Genomic DNA, 17,169 nt, shown 5'->3' with positions numbered 1-17,169 from the left:
TTTCTTTCAGTTTGATACCAAATGTTATAAATTTGTGTATTTCGTCGATTTTATTTGCTTTTAACCTTTGTTTTTTAGTATATTAGAAATGTTGTTAAAACATTGATGTTCTATAAAATTATTGTTTCATCGGTTATGACGATAATATGATGCATAATAATTTTGAGGACATCAAGGACAAATTAAGTATGAGGACATTGGTTTAAGATCCCGAATCTAGAAACTGAAGAGAGTACCTAATTTAACCCCAAAATAAAAAGGCGTTCCCTGTGGAACGCTTTTTCGTCTATTTGCTTATAACTAAATGAGGGATATCATCAAGTTTCCAGTCTATAACCAGTCCTCCAGCTAGAGATCTGGCTATTTTGGCTCCATATAAATATTCGCATAGGTATAATGCTGCCTCAAAACTTTTAGCTCCACCAGCAGAAGTAATATATTTTCCATCGTGTACAAATAATACATCTTTTCTGATATCCAGATCAGGAAACATAGCACGCATGTTGTCTATATCACTAGGGAAAGTGGTAGAAACTTTATCATTCAATATTCCTGCCTTAGCCAATACAAAAGCTCCATCGCAATGCGAAGTCATATACAAAGCAGTTTTGTCAACTTCTTTTACAAAATTTATCATTGCTTCGTCATCTAAATCGGTATCCAAATGATGCTCCGCACTTGGCACAACAAGAATATCTATAGTTGGAAGTGAATCTTTGATATAATTATAATCCGGAATAATTTTCACACCTTCAAAGGTAATGATGGGATCATCAGTGTTAGCAACCGTAAAAACATTCATCTGTTTGATATTTTCGCGATATTGAGTATGCTGAAAAATATCAAAAGGAGCAGTAAACTCGGTATTATAAGTGCCATCCATGATTAGAAAAGCTACGTTATAGTGATTTGGTTTTAGTTTGGGGAACTTTTTCTCTTTTTTGGATGCTATTGGTGGAGGAAGTTTTCGTTCTATTGGTTTTTGTTCAATACATCCTATAGCTATTATGGCGATTATAATAAAGTATAATTTTTTCATGGCGTAACGTTAAATACTTTTTGTTTAGTTAATCTTCGTTTTACTATAAATAATAATAATGTTCCCAAACCGGCAATGAGGGTCATAAAGATCCAGCTGTTATCATATCCAAAATTAGCAATCAATTGCATTCCGGAATTATGCCCAAAAATATGAGCAACCGAAAAGGACATACTATATAATCCCATGTATGCTCCTTGTCTTCCTCTTTTTGCTCTTTCTAGTGCAAATGCATTTCCAAAAGGGAAAGCCACCATTTCGCCAAAAGTCGCTATGATCATTCCTATAACCAGAATTCCTGACCAAGGAGTTAATAATAATAATACAAAACTAATTGCGGTAAATATAAAACCGTTAATTACATTTCCTATAGCGGAGAGGTTGGTTTTCTCAAGATAGGCAATCAATGGCATTTCGAAGAAAAAGATCAAAGCTCCGTTCAAAGCTAAAATCAGCCCTATATTTTCTTCAGATATTGAATGTATTTCTTTGTAATATAATGGTACTGTAGAAAAATATTGCACAAAAATAAATCCAAATAATACTAATGCAATCAAAAAGAGTATATAGAGTCCATCACGATGCGCAGGAACAGGATTCTCAACCGGAACTTCCTTATCAAGTATTTTTGCTTTTTTAGGATGAAGCGTTTGTATCATTACAATCCCTGCGATTACACAAGTGATTCCATCTACCCAAAACAATCCGCTATACCCTATAGTGGCAATGATAAGACCTCCAAGCGCTGGACCAGCAGAGAAACCGAGGTTAATCGCCAGACGGATAAAAGTTAATGAACGTGTCTTGTTCTCTGGCTTGCTATAAGCGCTTAGTGCAACAAAAAAAGCTGGTCTGGCAGCGTCAGCAATAGCGATAAGAACAAAAAAACCGATGCAAATACTCCAAAAGCTTGAGAAATATTGAATAATCATAAAAGAAACTCCCGTTAGGAATAAAGAGCCCATGATAACTTTATAGTATCCGATTTGATCACTTAATTTTCCTCCTAACCATGCTCCGCAGAAAGAACCCAAGCCAAAACTGGTCATAATCCATCCTACCTGTTGTAATGAAAAACATAAATCATCAGTAAGGTATAAAGATAAGAAAGGAATTACCATTGCACCGGCTCTATTTATCAAAGTAATTAGAGCTAACCACCAGATTTCTTTTGATAAACCGGAAAAAGAATTGATATAATGAGTAATGAATTTATGCAATGGAGTTTTGATTGGTGTTTTATGATCAAAAATACCAGTAAAAGTAGTGTTTTATGTAAAAAAATAAATACAATTTTTTGTAAATTAATGAGTTAATCAATTAAGCTTTGTACTTTTGCAAAAAAATGGGGATCAGTGTATCGGTTATTATTTGTATTCATTTTTTTTATAGGAAATATTATTGCTCAGGATTCTGTAGCAATAAAACAAGTATTGTCTTTTCAACAAGAACTGGATAAGAAGTTTGCTTCAGAAGAAACATCACCATTAACCCCAAAGGATTTAAAAGTATTTAAAGGATTGAAGTTTTTTGATATTGATACATCATATAGTGTACTGGCTACATTTGTTCGTACACCACATGAGACTCCTTTTATAATGCAAACGACTACAAATAGGGAGCCTATATATGTAAAATATGGCGAAGCTCATTTTGTACTTCACGAAAAGGAATGGATACTAAATATCTATCAAAACCAAGGATTAAAAACACAAACAGAATACGAAGATTATCTCTTTCTTCCATTTACAGATTTAACTAACGGAAAATCTACTTATGAAGGTGGAAGGTTTATGGATCTAAGAATTCCTGAAGGAGATACAGTTTTAATAGACTTTAATACAGCTTATAATCCTTATTGCGCTTATAATGATCGTTATTCTTGTCCGATACCTCCACAAGAGAATCATCTAGAACTGGAAATCCCTGTAGGTGTAAAAAAGTATAATAAATATTCTGAAAATGAATAAAGCGCACAGAAACTGCACGCTTTATCTTTAAACAAACAATATATTAAAACTTCTAATATATTAGAATTTATAGATTGCACCAAGTACGAAAGAAGAAAGGCTCTTTGTTGCGTCTCCATCGTTATCTGTAAAGAAATCTTCTGAAGTGGAATCTAATCTTAATTCAGGTTTAAAAGTAAGATTTCCTACGTCATAACTTCCGGTAAGAGTAGCAGCAATTACATCACCATCACCTTCAGCGTCAAGTCCTACTACATCAATTAATCCGTTATTGTAAACTGAGAAATACTCTCCTCTTAATCCTAAAGTAAACTTCTCAGTAGCTTTAAACTGAGGGTATAATGCTACACCATAAAATCCTGATGCATCGCCGTCTTCTTGTGGTTCAGTAGAAAGGTATGTAGCGTTTACTCCTAAATAGAATTTTTCAGCAAGGTCCCATCCGGTAGTAAGATCAGCCTGAAATGTTGGTCCAACAGCACCTGGCTCACCTTCATTACCATATCTAAAGTTTAAATACGCGCTACCATTATCAACAGCATATCCCACTTGTGCTCCAACAATATAAGTGTCAAACGGGTTGTTTTCTGTATAATCCGTAGGATTCATAACGGCTAACATTGCTGACCATTTATCACTAATTGCAAAATCAGCCTTAAGACCAGTATGAGAAAAAGGACCGTAAGAGAACATATATGATGTAGAATAGTTGAAATTTCCAGTTGGAGAAATTACTTCATATCCAAGGAAAGTATTAAAATTACCAAAAGTAAGTTTAAACTTTTCAGTTACATTCCAATACGCATATAATTGATTTACAATTTGTGCAGAATCTGTTGAATTAAATACAGCATCTTCACCTCTTTGACCAAATACAAGATCAGCTACAAATCCTACTTTTTCTCCTTCGTATCCAGCAATAACATTGGCCATACCTAGTGCAAAACCAGATTCGTTTGCGAATGAAGTTGCAGGAGCAGAAGAGTTGTCGTTCTGACTACCGAAGTTGTATCTGAAGTATCCATCTACAGATCCACTTAATGAGAAATTATCGAACCATTTTTTTTCTTCTTCTTGTGCAATTGTGGTGAAGCTAACTAAAGCTAATGCAACAAGACATACTTTTTTAAAAAGATTTGTTACGGTTTTTGTTTTCATAATAAACATTAATTATTGAAATTGTTTTTAATTGAAGGTGTAAAACTATGTTAAAACAATTTCAAAGCCATAAAAAATAGGGTGGTGTGCTGAATTTTTATGCATTTTTGATTTTATACCCTCAAAAAATTAGGGTTTAATGTTTATATTGATGTTTTTTTAAGAATTTAAAAGTGAAGTTTTTTAGTTTTTATTAGGTTTTAAGGAAAAGTACTAAAGTAATGATCACATCATTTATTTATGAATTCCTTTTTAGGGTTTTAATTTAAAGCTTCATTGCCTTGTTCCCCAGTTCTAATTCGATATGTATTTCTTATTTCTGAAACAAATATTTTACCATCACCAATATCTCCAGTTTTAGCGGATTCAATAATTGCTTGGATGGTCTTTTCTTCAAACTCATCAGATACCACGATAGATATATATCTGCGTTGTATATCAGAAGTACTGTAACTAATACCTCTATAGACATGTCCTTTTTTTTCGTTTCCAACTCCAGTTACATCCCAGTATGTAAAGAAATTTACTTCGACTTCGTGTAAGGCGTCTTTTACGGCTTTGAATCTGGATTTACGGATAATAGCTTCTATTTTTTTCATTCTGGATATAAACTTTTAGGGTAATAAGTATATTTATTTTGTTAGGAATATACCTAAAAATACGGCAAATAATCCTAGTATAAAAGAACCGACAGTGTAAATAAGAAAATTCCAAAGGTCACCACTCTTTAGCATTATATGATTTTCATATGCAAAAGATGAGAAAGTTGTGAATCCTCCACAGAATCCCGTTGCTAATAATAGGATCGTGTTTTGTGATAAAGAATTGTTTTTTAGAGACAGACCTAAAATGATACCTATAAGTAGACTGCCAATTACATTTACAGTTAATGTTCCATACGGAATATTATATTTTTCTAGGTTAAGGAATTTGCTAATGAGATATCGTGCTACGCTCCCTGAGCCACCTCCTATAAAAACGAGTAGTATTTGTTTCACAATGTTAAAAATATATCAGTTTTAAGATAAAAAAACCTGCATTTTACTTTCATAAATATAGTAAAATGCAGGTAATGATATTTTGAATCGATTAATCTATTTTATAGGAATATAAATTTCTGTAATCCACTGTGCAGGGTTAGGTTGTAATCCCGGATCAGTCTTATATACTTCAAAAGCTGGTGATTCTGAGTTAGGTTCTAAATTATTTTCTGCAATATATTTATAACCGGCTTCCCAGGCTTCTTTTAAGTTGCTGTAATCACCTAAAAGTATAGTTTTTACAACTTTTTGTTTTGGTAATTCTCCACACTGAATATTACTATCTTTAGGCATAACTACTTTTTCTCTGGTTGGGATGCCCGTAGAATAAATAGCCGTACCCTGCTCTTGATTAAACTCATTATATATCGTAAAAGGCATACCAGTTTGTGGTAATTCATTTTGCCTCATATAGGAATTCACAGTAGGGAGCATTTGACCCATTTTTTGAGAAATCTCTGCAATAGGAGATGCTGTGGCGCTGTACATATAGTAACCACCTGCATGCTCGGTTATACCATCGACATTAACAGAATATTCTTTCATTTTTTCTTGTGCAAAAGCATCCAGTTTTTCTAATCCTTTTTTATACATAGCCTTCAGGTTTTGAGTAAGGCTACTATCTTGGGTTAGAAAGAACATTTTTTCCATAAACCCCTGTTTCCCTTTCATTCCCCAAGTGACTTTAGTTTTTTTATCTTCAATTTTTTCAAATTTCCAGTATACATCACTAGAAGTTTCTCCCATTACAGGGACTACCATAGAGAATTTTTGATCAATACCTGTAAAAGGCGTAGTCTTTATAGTTTCCATTTTTCCGTCTCCCTGGATTTCACTTTTCCAATTGTAGTAAGCACCTTCACCACTTGTTTTTTCAGGATATTCCATGATCATGTCATCAGAGTCATCCATCCAAGGCCCCCACTTTTCCCAGGTTTTATATTCATTTATGGTTGCATAAAGTAATTCATCAGGAGCATCTATTACTCTGCTTTCTTCTGCTTGAAAGTTACCATCTATGGTAGCAACATAGATTCCGCCACCAACAAGCATCAGTAATAAAAGAAAAAATAAATATTTGATGATTTTCATGTCGATTAGTTTAGATTGTTTATACTGCTAATATAAACAATTTTAACATCCTTTTATTTTATTACATTTGCTGAGAACAATTAAACACTCAATATGAAACTTAACAAAATATTAGTCTTTATAGCAGCTGGGAGCTTTTTAGTTGCTTGTAAAAAAGACCCAAAAGTTCAAGATCAAACAAATCAGAAAGAACAGATAGAGAAAGTTACAGAAGGAAAATTTGACTATGTTGTAGAGCAGTTTGCAGATCTTAAAATTCTTAGGTATCAGATTCCTGGATGGGAAACTCTTTCGCTTAAAGAACAAAAACTGGTATATTATTTAACTCAGGCTGGTTTAAGTGGTAGAGATATTATGTGGGATCAGAATTATCGCCATAATTTAACGATTAGAAAAGCATTAGAAAAAATCTATACTTCATATGAAGGAGATAAGGATTCAAAGGATTGGAAAGCTTTTGAAACTTACCTTAAACGTGTTTGGTTCTCTAACGGTATTCATCATCATTATAGTAATGACAAAATCAAGCCAGAATTTAGTAAAGACTATTTTGATTCATTATTAACAGCGACAAACACTAAACTTTCTAAAGAAGCATATGCGGTGATTTTTGATAATCAGGACGCTAAGAAAGTAAATCAGGCTAAAGGGATTGACAATGTCGCAGAATCTGCAGTGAACTTTTATGGTCCTGGTGTTACCAATGCTGATGTAGCATCTTTTTATGGTGAAATGAAGCAACCTAATCCTAAAAAACCTTTATCATTTGGTTTGAACTCCCAATTAGTAAAAGAAAACGGTGAGCTGAAAGAGCGTGTTTATAAATCAGGAGGTTTATATGGAGCTGCTATTGATGAAATTATTAAGTGGCTGGAAAAAGCGCAGGGAGTTGCTGAGAATAAAGCACAAGGAGATGCAATAGGATTATTGATACAATATTATAAGACAGGTGATTTACAGACTTGGGATGATTATAATGTAGCTTGGACGGCTGCGACAGAAGGTAATATTGATTATATTAACAGTTTTATCGAGGTGTATAATGACCCATTAGGGTATAGAGGATCTTATGAAACTATCGTACAGATCAAAGATTTTGATATGTCAAAGAAAATGGCTGTATTATCTGAAAATGCTCAATGGTTTGAAGATAATTCTCCATTAATGAATGAGCATAAGAAAAAGAATGTTGTCGGTGTTACCTATAAAGTAGTAACAGTAGCGGGAGAGGCTGGAGATGCTTCACCAAGTACTCCAATAGGTGTGAACCTACCTAATGCTAATTGGATTAGAGCTGAGGTTGGTTCTAAATCGGTATCATTAGGAAATATTATAGGTGCATACAACAATGCTGGTAGTTCTGGTCGTCTTAAAGAATTTGTACACGATGATGAAGAATATCAACTAGAAAAAGAATATGGTCAATTGGCCGATAAGTTGCATACTGCATTACATGAGGTGGTAGGTCATGCATCAGGTCAATTAAACCCTGGTGTAGGTGAAACTAAAGAAACACTTAAAAACTACGCTTCTACAATGGAGGAGGGGCGTGCAGATTTAGTAGGATTGTATTACCTAATGGATCCTAAGCTACAAGAATTAGGGTTGGTTGAAGATTGGGAGAAAGTAGGTAAAGCTGCTTACGACGGATATATTCGTAACGGATTAATGACTCAATTGATACGATTGAATCTTGGTGATGATGTAGAAGAAGCACATATGCGTAATCGTCAGTGGGTGAGTGCCTGGGCTTTTGAACAAGGAGCTAAAGATAATGTAATCGAAAAGGTAACTAAAGAAGGAAAGACGTATTATAATATTAATGATTATCAAAAGTTACGTGAGATTTTTGGTCTTTTGTTAAGAGAGACCCAGCGTATCAAATCTGAAGGTGATTATAAAGCAGCGGAAGAACTGGTAGAAGGTTACGGAGTAAAAGTGGATCAAGCTATTCATGCTGAGGTACTAAAACGTAATGAACAATTCACATCTGCACCGTATAGTGGATTTGTAAATCCAGTACTAGTTCCTAAGATGGATGATAATGGAGGGATCATGGAGATTAATGTGGTACAACCAAAAGATTTTGTAACTCAGATGTTGGAGTATAGTAAAACTTATGGGTTCTTGCCTGAAGTTAATTAATTGGTGGATTAAAAAATATTTGCTTTTAAGAGCCTCGTTTTTTTAAACGAGGCTCTTTATTTCTATAGCTTCTTTAGTTCAAATAAATTTTCAAGAATAGGAGTAGCCATGGTGAATGTGGCTAATGTTAGTGAAGAAAAGAAAGGATCATATTCTCCTATTAATCTACTTAAGTCACCTAATGCAAACACCCATATTGCGAATGCTATCACTGAGATAATGATCTGAAACCAAGGTGTGTCTAAAATATTAGATTGATCTTTTAGTCCAAAATATTTATAGAAAGGGGTCAAAATCAACCCTATAATAAATAAAGTCAAAAAACCTTGTACACCATTTTCGATCGCAAACTTGTTAAAAACTAAGTAAAAGGCTACGATCTCTCCTGGAATGTATTTAATCACTTTCTGAAAATAACCATCAGGTTTAAGGTTCGTTTCTTTTACTTTATCTTTTTGGGTTATAACCCTTGGGAGTATTGTATTCATAATCTTTAAATTTTAAATGATTTTAACTTTTAAAGCATAATTAGGATTTATGGTGTAGGAACAATCAGAGTGTATTTTGTTATTAAATTATTTATCTCAAATCTACACCAGAATTAGATGTAAAAAAATACCCGATCAAGGGTATTCTGCAGATGAGTGTTGTTATAATTTTCTAAAAATCATATTTTTTCTCGATTGCATAACGCAATAGTTCACCTTTACCTTTAAGGCCAAGTTTACGAATAATGTTTTTACGATGTGTTTCTACGGTAGATACAGAATTAAACCTAATCGCAGCAATCTCTGAAGAAGTTTTTCCTTGTCCAATTAAGGTAAGGATTTCTCTTTCACTTTTAGATAGTACCTGTTTTTTCTTTTGTTGAGTAGTGTCTTCTGAGAGGAAAGATGGATCAATAGATGCATCAAAATAGGTATTGCCTTTCATTACTTCCTGGATGGCAGTAAGTACTTCTTCTAAGGGAGAGTTTTTTAATAAATATCCAGAAGCACCTGCAGCAATCATTTGTCGAACAGCATCTTCCTGATCAAACATCGAAAAAGCAATTACTTTTATATGTGGCAATTCTTTTTTAATGATTTTGGTTGCAGCGATACCATCAATTTTTGGCATACGGATATCCATTAATACAACTTTGGGTTGCTTTAATCTTACGACTTCTAATAATTCTTCACCATCATTAACCATCCCTACGATACTAATCTCTTCTTCGTATTTAAGAAGCAGATGAATTCCGTCGATTAAAGACTGATGGTCTTCGGCTATAGCTACAGTTATCATATCGGTATGTTTATGATGATATTGGTTCCTTTACCAATGGTAGAGTCAATTTCAAAAGTACCTTCCATATGTTCTATTCGTTTTTCGATATTTCGTAACCCCATACCATCTTTTTCCGGAAGTATTTTATTGTCGAATCCCTTACCATTATCTTCTATGATGATATTTAGTAAAGAATCGTGATTAGTTAATGAAATATGTATTTCAGAAGCATTAGCATGTTTTATAATATTAGTTATCAATTCCTGAATGATTCTAAATATTGAGATTTCCAGACTATTATCTAATCTCTCATCTAATCCAAAATCTTGGACTTCGATTTTTAGGTTTTTACCATTAGATACTTTTTTTGCTAAACTTTTAATGGCGGGAAGTAAACCTTGATTAGCCATAACACCACTATTCTTCTCATGAGCTATAGATCGCACTTTTTGATAAGCTTCTTCAAGGAGAGTATTGGTTTTGGAATATAATTCTTCAATGTTTTCTGCTTTTGAATTGCTTCTATTTTTTAGAAGGTGATTAAAATGAAGTTTTACTGTAGCAAGTGTACTCCCTAAATTGTCGTGTAAGTCATTTGCCAATCGTTGTCGCTCTTTTTCCTGGCCGGATATCATAGCATCGATGGTAGCGAGCTCCTGCTCTTTGAGTACTTTTTCTGTTTTTTGAACCTGAATCTCTCGCTCTTGTTCTGCAATACGTTGTTTGCGTTTGGTGTTTTTATAAATCAGGAAAGCTATAACACAAACAGAAATTAAGCCACCAGCTAAGCTAGAAGCTATGATTTTGTTCTTGGTGGCTTTTTTTTTATTAATTATGCTTTCATTTTTCTGTTCAGCAATTTCGGACTCCATTTGGATAGAATCTAATCGTCTTTTTGTTTGGGAAATCTTTGTGCTATCCGAAAATCGTTTAAACTGCTTCGCAAAGTAATATGCAGAATCATAATTGTTTTCTAAAAAATATATGGAGTCTAAATCTTTGCTAATTTTCATAAATCTATAGTTATTACGAATTTGGGATGTGTCTTTCCAAGCTTTATATAACCACTTCTTCGCTTTTTGCCGATTAGAGTCTAGTATGTATGTTCTGGCAATATTATATTTATAGGTTCCTTGTATCAAAGAATTTTCTGGGCAAGAACAAATTTTCATTGCTAAGTGGTGATAAAACCTAGCGGAATCCTGATTTTTTTTGTGTTCGGCGCAAGCAATACCTTTATAAGTATAAGCATTTACAAGCCTCGAAGTGTTTTTAATTGCTTTTGATGATTTTAGATACTTGTCTGCATATAAAATCGTGGAATCACTCTCCTTTTTGTGATGGAAGTAGTTAGTCAGTGCATAATAGTAACTATTTAGATAAAATTCATTATTTAACTTATTTACAAATTCTTTATAACTGTCTATCCATTTTTTTGCTCTATCCTTATAATCATTTTCTCCTAATAGAGATAAACCTTGCATATAAAGAAAATTCTTATAATAGGGTATATCTATTTTTTGGGAGATTTCCAGAGCTTTTATATAGTGTTCATAACTCTTAAAGTAGTTTTTGTTGATTTCATAATTAAAACCGAGCCATAAATTATAATGAAATTCTTGTGTTTTGGTAAATTTTTCATTAGCGTGGTTTTTTGCTTTTTTTAGCCAATAAAGGCTCGAACGCATTTGGAATTGTCGTGCATAAATTTTACTAAGAAAAAGACAATAATCGGTATTAATAATATTGTCTTTAAAGGACTTTTCTAATTCTAGCTTTGCTTCTTCATATTTTCCTTTTTGGAAAAGGAGTTCTGCCTGATTTAAGGAATACTCTTTTTCCTGAGCAAAGGAAAAAGGTATAATACTAAAGAGTAGTGTTACGAAGAGTAGGTAACGCATTGATGAAAATTAATTTATCTGCAAAGTGGTTAAATTAAATATATAAAAAAATACCCGTTTAAGGGTATTTTAATCGTTTTAGTATGATGTCTAATCTATATGATTCCTCCTCCAGGTGGTATTGTGCAACTATCAAATTCTAGTTCAGTATTACTGCTATGTTCCAATTGAAGATGATTCTCAGCAAATTCTAGATGTTTTTGAATTTCTTCTCTATTATTAAAAGATCTAATTGAGGAAACAAGTTCCATAGGTTTTTTATTATCTATATATTTAAAGTGAGCTATAGGTTTTTTGAGAGATACATAATTTTCTAACTCTAATTGAGGGTATGGTTCAGATCCCGTATTTTGATTATTTACTTTCAATTGAACTAAATCAGTTTGATTGGGTAAGCCGGATATTTTTAGATAAATAAACTTATAATATTTTAAGCCAGAATTAGAGTTGTAATCCACATTGAAAGCTATGTGTAAAATGTTACCTAGATATAATGTAGGTATAATAGAATCGATATTTATCCCTCTATCTTGTGTCTTAACCGGTATTATCAAATGTAAAATACTTCGATCGTGCGGTTCTATAGGAACTGTTATTATTCTCTCAGGTTTTGGGTAGAAATTAAATGGAAGTTTCATAGTTTATAAAATTTTAAAGATTCATTATTTAGTTAAATCAAACTTCCTTAAAAAAATATGGCAAAACCATACCCAATATAGGGGATATTTCCTTTTTTTTTAGTTAGGGGGAATGGTACAACTATCTTTTCCATCTACATCCAAATCAAGGCTAAGATCAGGTAAGACTATATCTGCTTTGTCCACTATAAATGGTTTGTCTTTTGAAACGTCCATCCTAAAAACATCTCCTTTCCAATTTGGGTAATCTTGTAGACCATATTCTCCAGGTTTTCTGTCCGTAATAAACCAGTTATTTCTTAATTTGGATTTTAATACAATCATTTCGATTTTTTCATTATTGTAAGCTCCTTCAATTTGGATGCATAAAAATTTAATATTATTTGGGCCAATATAATTTCTATTACATTGAGCTTTAAAATTTAATATTAAAATCTCATTATTTTCACCCTTGAAATTGTAAAAAGCTTGTATGTATGCAGAAGCATAATCAACATCAAAAGGTATAAAGGCTCTCATAAAGGTATCACCTGGCTTATCGTTAGGGATAGAGATTGGGGCATTATTTTTGGGAATAAAATGAAAATGTTTCATAGTTATGTTATTTAAAAGTGAAATTAGGTGTTTTCCCTTTTGTGATCGAAAATGATCAAAAGGAAATAAATACCAATACTAAAAGATACTAGCGGCTAAAACAATTATTTGATTGAAAACTAGGGGTAATACGGTTTATTCTGGTTGCAAATACACTTTAAGAGTAAAAAGCAATATAATAAAGATAATAAAACCGATGAGAATAAAAAGACTGCCTTTATAATATTTGCGGTGTAGTTTGATGTCTTTGCGATAGCTAAATATCATTAAAATGATAAATGCTACTACAAAACATCCTGCAAATATTAACTGACCGGTACTAAACATTTTTACTATTTTTACGCAAAGATAAATGATAAAAAAATAAGGATGAAAGATAAAATTGCTGCAGTACAAGAATTTCATACAGCTTTTGAGATTGGATATAAAAATGACCCAATTGCTGACCTCGGAAAGGCTAAGAATACACTCCGATTTAATTTGATGAAAGAAGAAAACGAAGAATACTTTGAGGCAGCACAGAATAACGATTTAGTAGAAGTGGCTGATGCATTAGGTGATATGTTATATATTCTATGTGGAACTATTATTGAGCACGGAATGCAGCATAAAATCGAAGAGGTGTTTAATGAAATTCAGCGCAGTAATATGAGTAAGTTGGGAGAAAATGGTCAACCTATTTATCGTGAAGATGGTAAAGTACTGAAAGGCCCGAATTACTTTAAACCAAATATTAAAGAGATTTTAGATCGATAACCTAAGTAACTAAAAACTCCGGAACATTGTCCGGAGTTTTTTTATATGAATTCGTAATTCTTAATTCAGAATTATACTTTATATCTCCATCCAAAAGCATCTTCAGCTTGGTTATACTGGATATCCATTAAAGCTTTTTTGAAATGATCAGCATAGGAATTTTCTTGTTTTTCTAATTCATAATGTTCTCCTTTATATCCAAAAGCTTTAACTGGGCTTACCACCGCAGCGGTACCTGCTCCAAATATCTCTTTAAGGCTTCCGTCTTTAGCAGCTTCTACAATTTCACTAACTTTAACAGGTCTAACTTCGACCTTGATACCATCTTTTTCAGCAAGTGAGATCAGACTTTTACGAGTAACACCATCTAAAATACGATCACTAATAGGAGCGGTAAGCAAAGTATCATTTACTCTAAAGAATACATTCATAGTACCAGCTTCTTCCATATATTCGTGAGAATTAGAATCTGTCCATATCACCTGTTGGTACCCTTGCTCTTTAGCAAGCTTAGTTGGATAGAATTGACCAGCATAGTTTCCGGCAGCTTTGGCATATCCAAAACCACCACTTGCGGAACGACTAAATTTTTCTGCGACCAATACGCTAACATCACCGCTATAATATGACTGAGCTGGAGAGCATATAATCATAAAACGATACTCGTCAGCCTCAGAGGCAGAAACACTTGGTTGAGTAGCAATGACAAATGGTCGTATATACAATGAATTACCAAATCCTGGTTTGATCCATTCATTATCTAATTTTAGTAGTGTGTTTAACCCTTCGAAGAAATAATCTTCTGGGAATTCGGGCATTGCCAGGCGCTCAGCAGATTTATTAATACGCTTATAGTTTTCATCTGGTCTAAACAAAAACGTATCTCCATTATCATCTTTATACGCCTTCATTCCTTCAAAAACGGCTTGACCATAATGAAAAACACGCGCAGAAGGATCTAAAGTCATAGGTCCATAGGGGATAATCTTTGGAGTTTGCCATTCACCATTGACATAATCACAGACAAACATATGATCTGTAAATACCTTTCCGAAATTAAGGTTTTCAAAATCTACTTGTCCGATTTTGGACTCACTTACCTTTGTAACTTCTACTGTCTGAGAGATTGTACTTTTCATTCTGATTTTAAAATTTTGAAGGATAGAAGATCTACTATCCTAATAGTTTGTCTGTAAATCAGTGTAAAACTTATGTAATCCACTATTTGTCACAAAAATACCGTTTTCTTATGAAATAAGAATTCTAAAAATCCTTAATTTCGCAAAACGATAGTATAATAAACAAAAATGAAAAAAAACATACTTTTTTTTGCAGGATTGCTACTCTTGTTAGCTTGTAACTCATCAACCAAACAAGGAAAATCGTTCTCTGTTTCGGATATCGTAAATGAAAACTATAATAGTTTAGGTGGTGAAGTGATTTCTAAAGATATTTTATATCAAAACTCAATAGCTTCAACTTATGAAAACCTTAAAGAAGGAGATACTATTTCTGTCGCTTTTTCAAGTACGGTAAATGATGTTTGTAAAGCTAAAGGGTGTTGGATGAAAGTGGCTTTGGGTAACAATAAAGAAACTATGGTAAAGTTTAAGGATTATGGTTTTTTTGTACCAAAAGATATAGAAAAAGATACTGTTATTGTTCAAGGCAAAGCTTTTGTTAGCGAAATGTCAGTAGAAGATCAACGTCATTTCGCAAGTGATGCCGGTAAATCAGAAGAAGAAATAGCAGCTATAACCACTCCAAAGAAAACATATTCTTTTATCGCAGATGGTGTTTTGATTAAAAACTAATGCAAGACAAATTAAAACGTGAAATTATTACTACCGGAGATGGATCAACTACGATTCATTTACCGGACTGGAATGAACAGTATCATTCTAAACACGGAGCCATCAATGAGGCAAAACACGTTTTTATTGAAAGTGGATTTAACCATATTCTAAAATCAAAAGTGTTAAACCCGTTATATATTCTAGAAATTGGTTTTGGTACAGGTCTTAATGCATTTATTACTTTTTTGGAAGCTGAAAAAATTAATCAAAAAGTCAATTATACAGGAGTAGAGGCATATCCGGTAGCTTTTGAAGAAGCAAAGCTTATGAACTATGCTGAAACACTTTTAGCAAAAGAAAAAGAAGAGGTTTTTAAGATAATGCACGAATCCGAATGGGAAAAACTAATTCTGATCACTGAAGACTATGAACTTACAAAGCGTCAGCAGTTTTTTGCGGATATAGAAGATAAAAATAGCTTCAATCTTATCTATTTTGATGCTTTTGGTGCGAGAGTACAACCAGAACTTTGGACTACTGCTATCTTTCAGAAAATGTATAATGCCCTTAAAAAAGGTGGTGCATTAGTAACTTATGCAGCAAAAGGAAGCGTTAGAAGAGCAATGCAAGAGGTAGGTTTTATGGTAGAAAGACTTCCCGGTCCGCCAGGTAAGAGAGAGATGCTTCGAGCAACTAAGTTATAATATATTAATTGGGAGTAAAACTATCTTTAACGATTGTTAAACCTATAATAAAGCAATAGGTTTTGTTCTAATGTGATGGTATTTTGCACTAAACTTTAAGTAATGCGAGTTTTAATTACAGGCGCTACAGGCCTTATTGGTCAGGAAATAGTAAAGTTATGTCATCAATCTAATATTGATGTGAATTATCTTACTACCAATAAAAAAAAACTCAATAAAGATACTAATTATAAAGGCTTTTTGTGGAGCCCTCAAAGAGGAGAGATCGATACCAAGTGTTTTAATGATGTTGAGGTTATTATTAATCTGGTTGGCGCCACTGTTGCTAAACGTTGGACATCATCCTACAAAAAAGAAATTTTAGAAAGTAGAACAGTAAGTGCTAATTTACTATTTGCTTCGCTTAAGTCAAGAAAACATAATATTCGGCATATTGTGTCCGCAAGTGCTATAGGGATTTATCCTGATTCTTTTCAGAAATACTATATGGAAGATTCTCCAGAACGTGATACTAGTTTTTTAGGACAAGTAGTTACTCAATGGGAAGAAGCAGTTAATCAGTTTAAGACTATAGATATTGAGGTTGGGATACTTCGAATTGGATTGGTATTGTCTGAGAAGGGAGGGGCGTTCCCAAAAATCGTAAAACCTATCCAAATAGGTGCTGGAGCTTTCTTTGGTAATGGTAAACAATGGCAAAGTTGGATTCATGTGGAAGATCTGGCAAAAATGTTTCTTTTTGCAATTCAGGAAGAATTAACAGGGGTTTTTAATGCAGTTGCGCCAAATCCTGTTTCTAATAAAAAAATGACGAATATAATAGCTGAAACACTTAATAAAAGGATTATTCTTCCCGGAATACCAAAATTTATGATGAGATTGATCTTAGGGGAGATGCACTCATTGTTGTTTTCTAGCCAGCGAGTATGTAGCAAAAGAGTAGGTGAGTTGGGTTTTACTTTTAAATATGACAATATAGAGTCTGCAATGGAAGACTTGATCTAAAATTTATAAAAAAAAACCGATACTAATAATGTATCGGTTCTTTACTCTTTCTGAATTAATTC

18 protein-coding genes are annotated in these 17,169 nt (G+C 33.1%); 6 read left to right on the top strand and 12 right to left on the bottom strand.

Features of this window, described 5'->3' with window-relative positions; translation table 11 throughout:
- Window positions 1-286 precede the first annotated feature (286 nt).
- Both J8M14_RS09925 and J8M14_RS09920 read right to left on the bottom strand, forming a co-directional pair.
- Complete coding sequence (locus J8M14_RS09925) at window positions 287-1,039, bottom strand: DJ-1/PfpI family protein (protein ID WP_211074458.1); 753 nt, start codon at window positions 1,037-1,039, stop codon at window positions 287-289.
- Window positions 1,036-2,259 carry an MFS transporter gene (locus J8M14_RS09920; RefSeq protein ID WP_211074457.1) on the bottom strand — a complete coding sequence of 408 codons (1,224 nt, stop codon included), beginning with the start codon at window positions 2,257-2,259 and terminating at the stop codon, window positions 1,036-1,038. The genes J8M14_RS09925 and J8M14_RS09920 overlap by 4 nt, the downstream gene beginning before the upstream one ends.
- A gap of 135 nt (window positions 2,260-2,394) precedes the next feature.
- Here J8M14_RS09920 and J8M14_RS09915 point away from each other — a divergent pair, with 135 nt between their 5' ends.
- The gene (locus J8M14_RS09915) at window positions 2,395-3,009 is read left to right on the top strand and encodes a DUF1684 domain-containing protein (protein ID WP_211074456.1); all 615 of its coding nucleotides are present in this window, start codon (window positions 2,395-2,397) and stop codon (window positions 3,007-3,009) included.
- Between the two features lie 60 nt (window positions 3,010-3,069).
- On the opposite strand, the gene J8M14_RS09910 is transcribed toward J8M14_RS09915, so the two are convergent.
- The 4 genes from J8M14_RS09910 to J8M14_RS09895 all read right to left on the bottom strand — a co-directional run bounded on the left by J8M14_RS09910 (window position 3,070) and on the right by J8M14_RS09895 (window position 6,299).
- The gene (locus tag J8M14_RS09910; protein WP_211074455.1) at window positions 3,070-4,167 is read right to left on the bottom strand and encodes a porin; all 1,098 of its coding nucleotides are present in this window, start codon (window positions 4,165-4,167) and stop codon (window positions 3,070-3,072) included.
- A gap of 260 nt (window positions 4,168-4,427) precedes the next feature.
- Window positions 4,428-4,766 carry a P-II family nitrogen regulator gene (locus J8M14_RS09905; RefSeq protein ID WP_211074454.1) on the bottom strand — a complete coding sequence of 113 codons (339 nt, stop codon included), beginning with the start codon at window positions 4,764-4,766 and terminating at the stop codon, window positions 4,428-4,430.
- A 33-nt stretch (window positions 4,767-4,799) separates the two neighbouring features.
- Window positions 4,800-5,165 (bottom strand): fluoride efflux transporter CrcB, encoded by a 366-nt coding sequence (gene crcB / locus J8M14_RS09900; RefSeq protein ID WP_211074453.1) that lies wholly within the window; start codon window positions 5,163-5,165, stop codon window positions 4,800-4,802.
- Window positions 5,166-5,261: 96 nt separating this feature from the next.
- Window positions 5,262-6,299: a GyrI-like domain-containing protein gene (locus J8M14_RS09895; protein WP_211074452.1), complete on the bottom strand. Its 1,038-nt coding sequence runs from the start codon at window positions 6,297-6,299 to the stop codon at window positions 5,262-5,264.
- 93 nt (window positions 6,300-6,392) lie between these two features.
- On the opposite strand from J8M14_RS09895, the gene J8M14_RS09890 reads away from it, so the two are divergent.
- Complete coding sequence (locus tag J8M14_RS09890) at window positions 6,393-8,444, top strand: dihydrofolate reductase (RefSeq protein ID WP_211074451.1); 2,052 nt, start codon at window positions 6,393-6,395, stop codon at window positions 8,442-8,444.
- A 62-nt stretch (window positions 8,445-8,506) separates the two neighbouring features.
- Here J8M14_RS09890 and J8M14_RS09885 read toward each other — a convergent pair whose 3' ends face one another.
- From J8M14_RS09885 to J8M14_RS09865, 5 genes are all read right to left on the bottom strand, one after another.
- Window positions 8,507-8,932 (bottom strand): hypothetical protein, encoded by a 426-nt coding sequence (locus tag J8M14_RS09885; protein ID WP_211074450.1) that lies wholly within the window; start codon window positions 8,930-8,932, stop codon window positions 8,507-8,509.
- A gap of 172 nt (window positions 8,933-9,104) precedes the next feature.
- Window positions 9,105-9,731, bottom strand: a complete 627-nt coding sequence (locus J8M14_RS09880; protein WP_211074449.1) for a response regulator transcription factor — start codon at window positions 9,729-9,731, stop codon at window positions 9,105-9,107.
- On the bottom strand, window positions 9,728-11,614 hold the full coding sequence (locus J8M14_RS09875) for a sensor histidine kinase (RefSeq protein ID WP_211074448.1): 1,887 nt from the start codon (window positions 11,612-11,614) through the stop codon (window positions 9,728-9,730). Before J8M14_RS09875 ends, J8M14_RS09880 begins: the two co-directional genes overlap by 4 nt.
- 95 nt (window positions 11,615-11,709) lie before the next feature.
- A complete protein-coding gene (locus J8M14_RS09870) occupies window positions 11,710-12,252 on the bottom strand; it encodes a hypothetical protein (RefSeq protein ID WP_211074447.1) in 543 nt (180 codons plus the stop codon).
- A gap of 99 nt (window positions 12,253-12,351) precedes the next feature.
- On the bottom strand, window positions 12,352-12,846 hold the full coding sequence (locus J8M14_RS09865; protein ID WP_211074446.1) for a hypothetical protein: 495 nt from the start codon (window positions 12,844-12,846) through the stop codon (window positions 12,352-12,354).
- Between the two features lie 369 nt (window positions 12,847-13,215).
- On the opposite strand from J8M14_RS09865, the gene J8M14_RS09860 reads away from it, so the two are divergent.
- A complete protein-coding gene (locus J8M14_RS09860) occupies window positions 13,216-13,602 on the top strand; it encodes a nucleoside triphosphate pyrophosphohydrolase family protein (RefSeq protein ID WP_211074445.1) in 387 nt (128 codons plus the stop codon).
- A 71-nt stretch (window positions 13,603-13,673) separates the two neighbouring features.
- On the opposite strand, the gene J8M14_RS09855 is transcribed toward J8M14_RS09860, so the two are convergent.
- On the bottom strand, window positions 13,674-14,741 hold the full coding sequence (locus tag J8M14_RS09855) for a branched-chain amino acid aminotransferase (RefSeq protein ID WP_211074444.1): 1,068 nt from the start codon (window positions 14,739-14,741) through the stop codon (window positions 13,674-13,676).
- A 168-nt stretch (window positions 14,742-14,909) separates the two neighbouring features.
- On the opposite strand from J8M14_RS09855, the gene J8M14_RS09850 reads away from it, so the two are divergent.
- From J8M14_RS09850 to J8M14_RS09840, 3 genes are all read left to right on the top strand, one after another.
- Window positions 14,910-15,416, top strand: a complete 507-nt coding sequence (locus J8M14_RS09850; RefSeq protein WP_211074443.1) for a DUF4920 domain-containing protein — start codon at window positions 14,910-14,912, stop codon at window positions 15,414-15,416.
- Window positions 15,416-16,102, top strand: coding sequence for a tRNA (5-methylaminomethyl-2-thiouridine)(34)-methyltransferase MnmD (gene mnmD, locus J8M14_RS09845; RefSeq protein ID WP_211074442.1), 687 nt, complete (start codon window positions 15,416-15,418; stop codon window positions 16,100-16,102). Before J8M14_RS09850 ends, mnmD begins: the two co-directional genes overlap by 1 nt.
- Before the next feature lie 102 nt (window positions 16,103-16,204).
- The gene (locus J8M14_RS09840; protein ID WP_211074441.1) at window positions 16,205-17,107 is read left to right on the top strand and encodes a TIGR01777 family oxidoreductase; all 903 of its coding nucleotides are present in this window, start codon (window positions 16,205-16,207) and stop codon (window positions 17,105-17,107) included.
- Window positions 17,108-17,169 lie beyond the last annotated feature (62 nt).

The sequence above is a fragment of the Aquimarina sp. MMG016 genome (genome assembly GCF_018100805.1).
Taxonomy (GTDB): Bacteria; Bacteroidota; Bacteroidia; order Flavobacteriales; family Flavobacteriaceae; genus Aquimarina.
The sequence above is the reverse complement of the archived record's forward strand: the minus strand, read 5'-3'. Positions and strand labels throughout refer to the sequence as shown.

Bases quoted from the DNA above. Each gene is read 5' to 3' on its own strand.
- J8M14_RS09925 (WP_211074458.1), bottom strand. From the start codon at position 1,039: ATGAAAAAATTATACTTTATTATAATCGCCATAATAGCTATAGGATGT.
- J8M14_RS09910 (WP_211074455.1), bottom strand. From the start codon at position 4,167: ATGAAAACAAAAACCGTAACAAATCTTTTTAAAAAAGTATGTCTTGTT.
- J8M14_RS09905 (WP_211074454.1), bottom strand. From the start codon at position 4,766: ATGAAAAAAATAGAAGCTATTATCCGTAAATCCAGATTCAAAGCCGTA.
- J8M14_RS09895 (WP_211074452.1), bottom strand. From the start codon at position 6,299: ATGAAAATCATCAAATATTTATTTTTTCTTTTATTACTGATGCTTGTT.
- J8M14_RS09890 (WP_211074451.1), top strand. From the start codon at position 6,393: ATGAAACTTAACAAAATATTAGTCTTTATAGCAGCTGGGAGCTTTTTA.
- J8M14_RS09885 (WP_211074450.1), bottom strand. From the start codon at position 8,932: ATGAATACAATACTCCCAAGGGTTATAACCCAAAAAGATAAAGTAAAA.
- J8M14_RS09880 (WP_211074449.1), bottom strand. From the start codon at position 9,731: ATGATAACTGTAGCTATAGCCGAAGACCATCAGTCTTTAATCGACGGA.
- J8M14_RS09875 (WP_211074448.1), bottom strand. From the start codon at position 11,614: ATGCGTTACCTACTCTTCGTAACACTACTCTTTAGTATTATACCTTTT.
- J8M14_RS09870 (WP_211074447.1), bottom strand. From the start codon at position 12,252: ATGAAACTTCCATTTAATTTCTACCCAAAACCTGAGAGAATAATAACA.
- J8M14_RS09865 (WP_211074446.1), bottom strand. From the start codon at position 12,846: ATGAAACATTTTCATTTTATTCCCAAAAATAATGCCCCAATCTCTATC.
- J8M14_RS09860 (WP_211074445.1), top strand. From the start codon at position 13,216: ATGAAAGATAAAATTGCTGCAGTACAAGAATTTCATACAGCTTTTGAG.
- J8M14_RS09855 (WP_211074444.1), bottom strand. From the start codon at position 14,741: ATGAAAAGTACAATCTCTCAGACAGTAGAAGTTACAAAGGTAAGTGAG.
- J8M14_RS09850 (WP_211074443.1), top strand. From the start codon at position 14,910: ATGAAAAAAAACATACTTTTTTTTGCAGGATTGCTACTCTTGTTAGCT.
- mnmD (WP_211074442.1), top strand. From the start codon at position 15,416: ATGCAAGACAAATTAAAACGTGAAATTATTACTACCGGAGATGGATCA.
- J8M14_RS09840 (WP_211074441.1), top strand. From the start codon at position 16,205: ATGCGAGTTTTAATTACAGGCGCTACAGGCCTTATTGGTCAGGAAATA.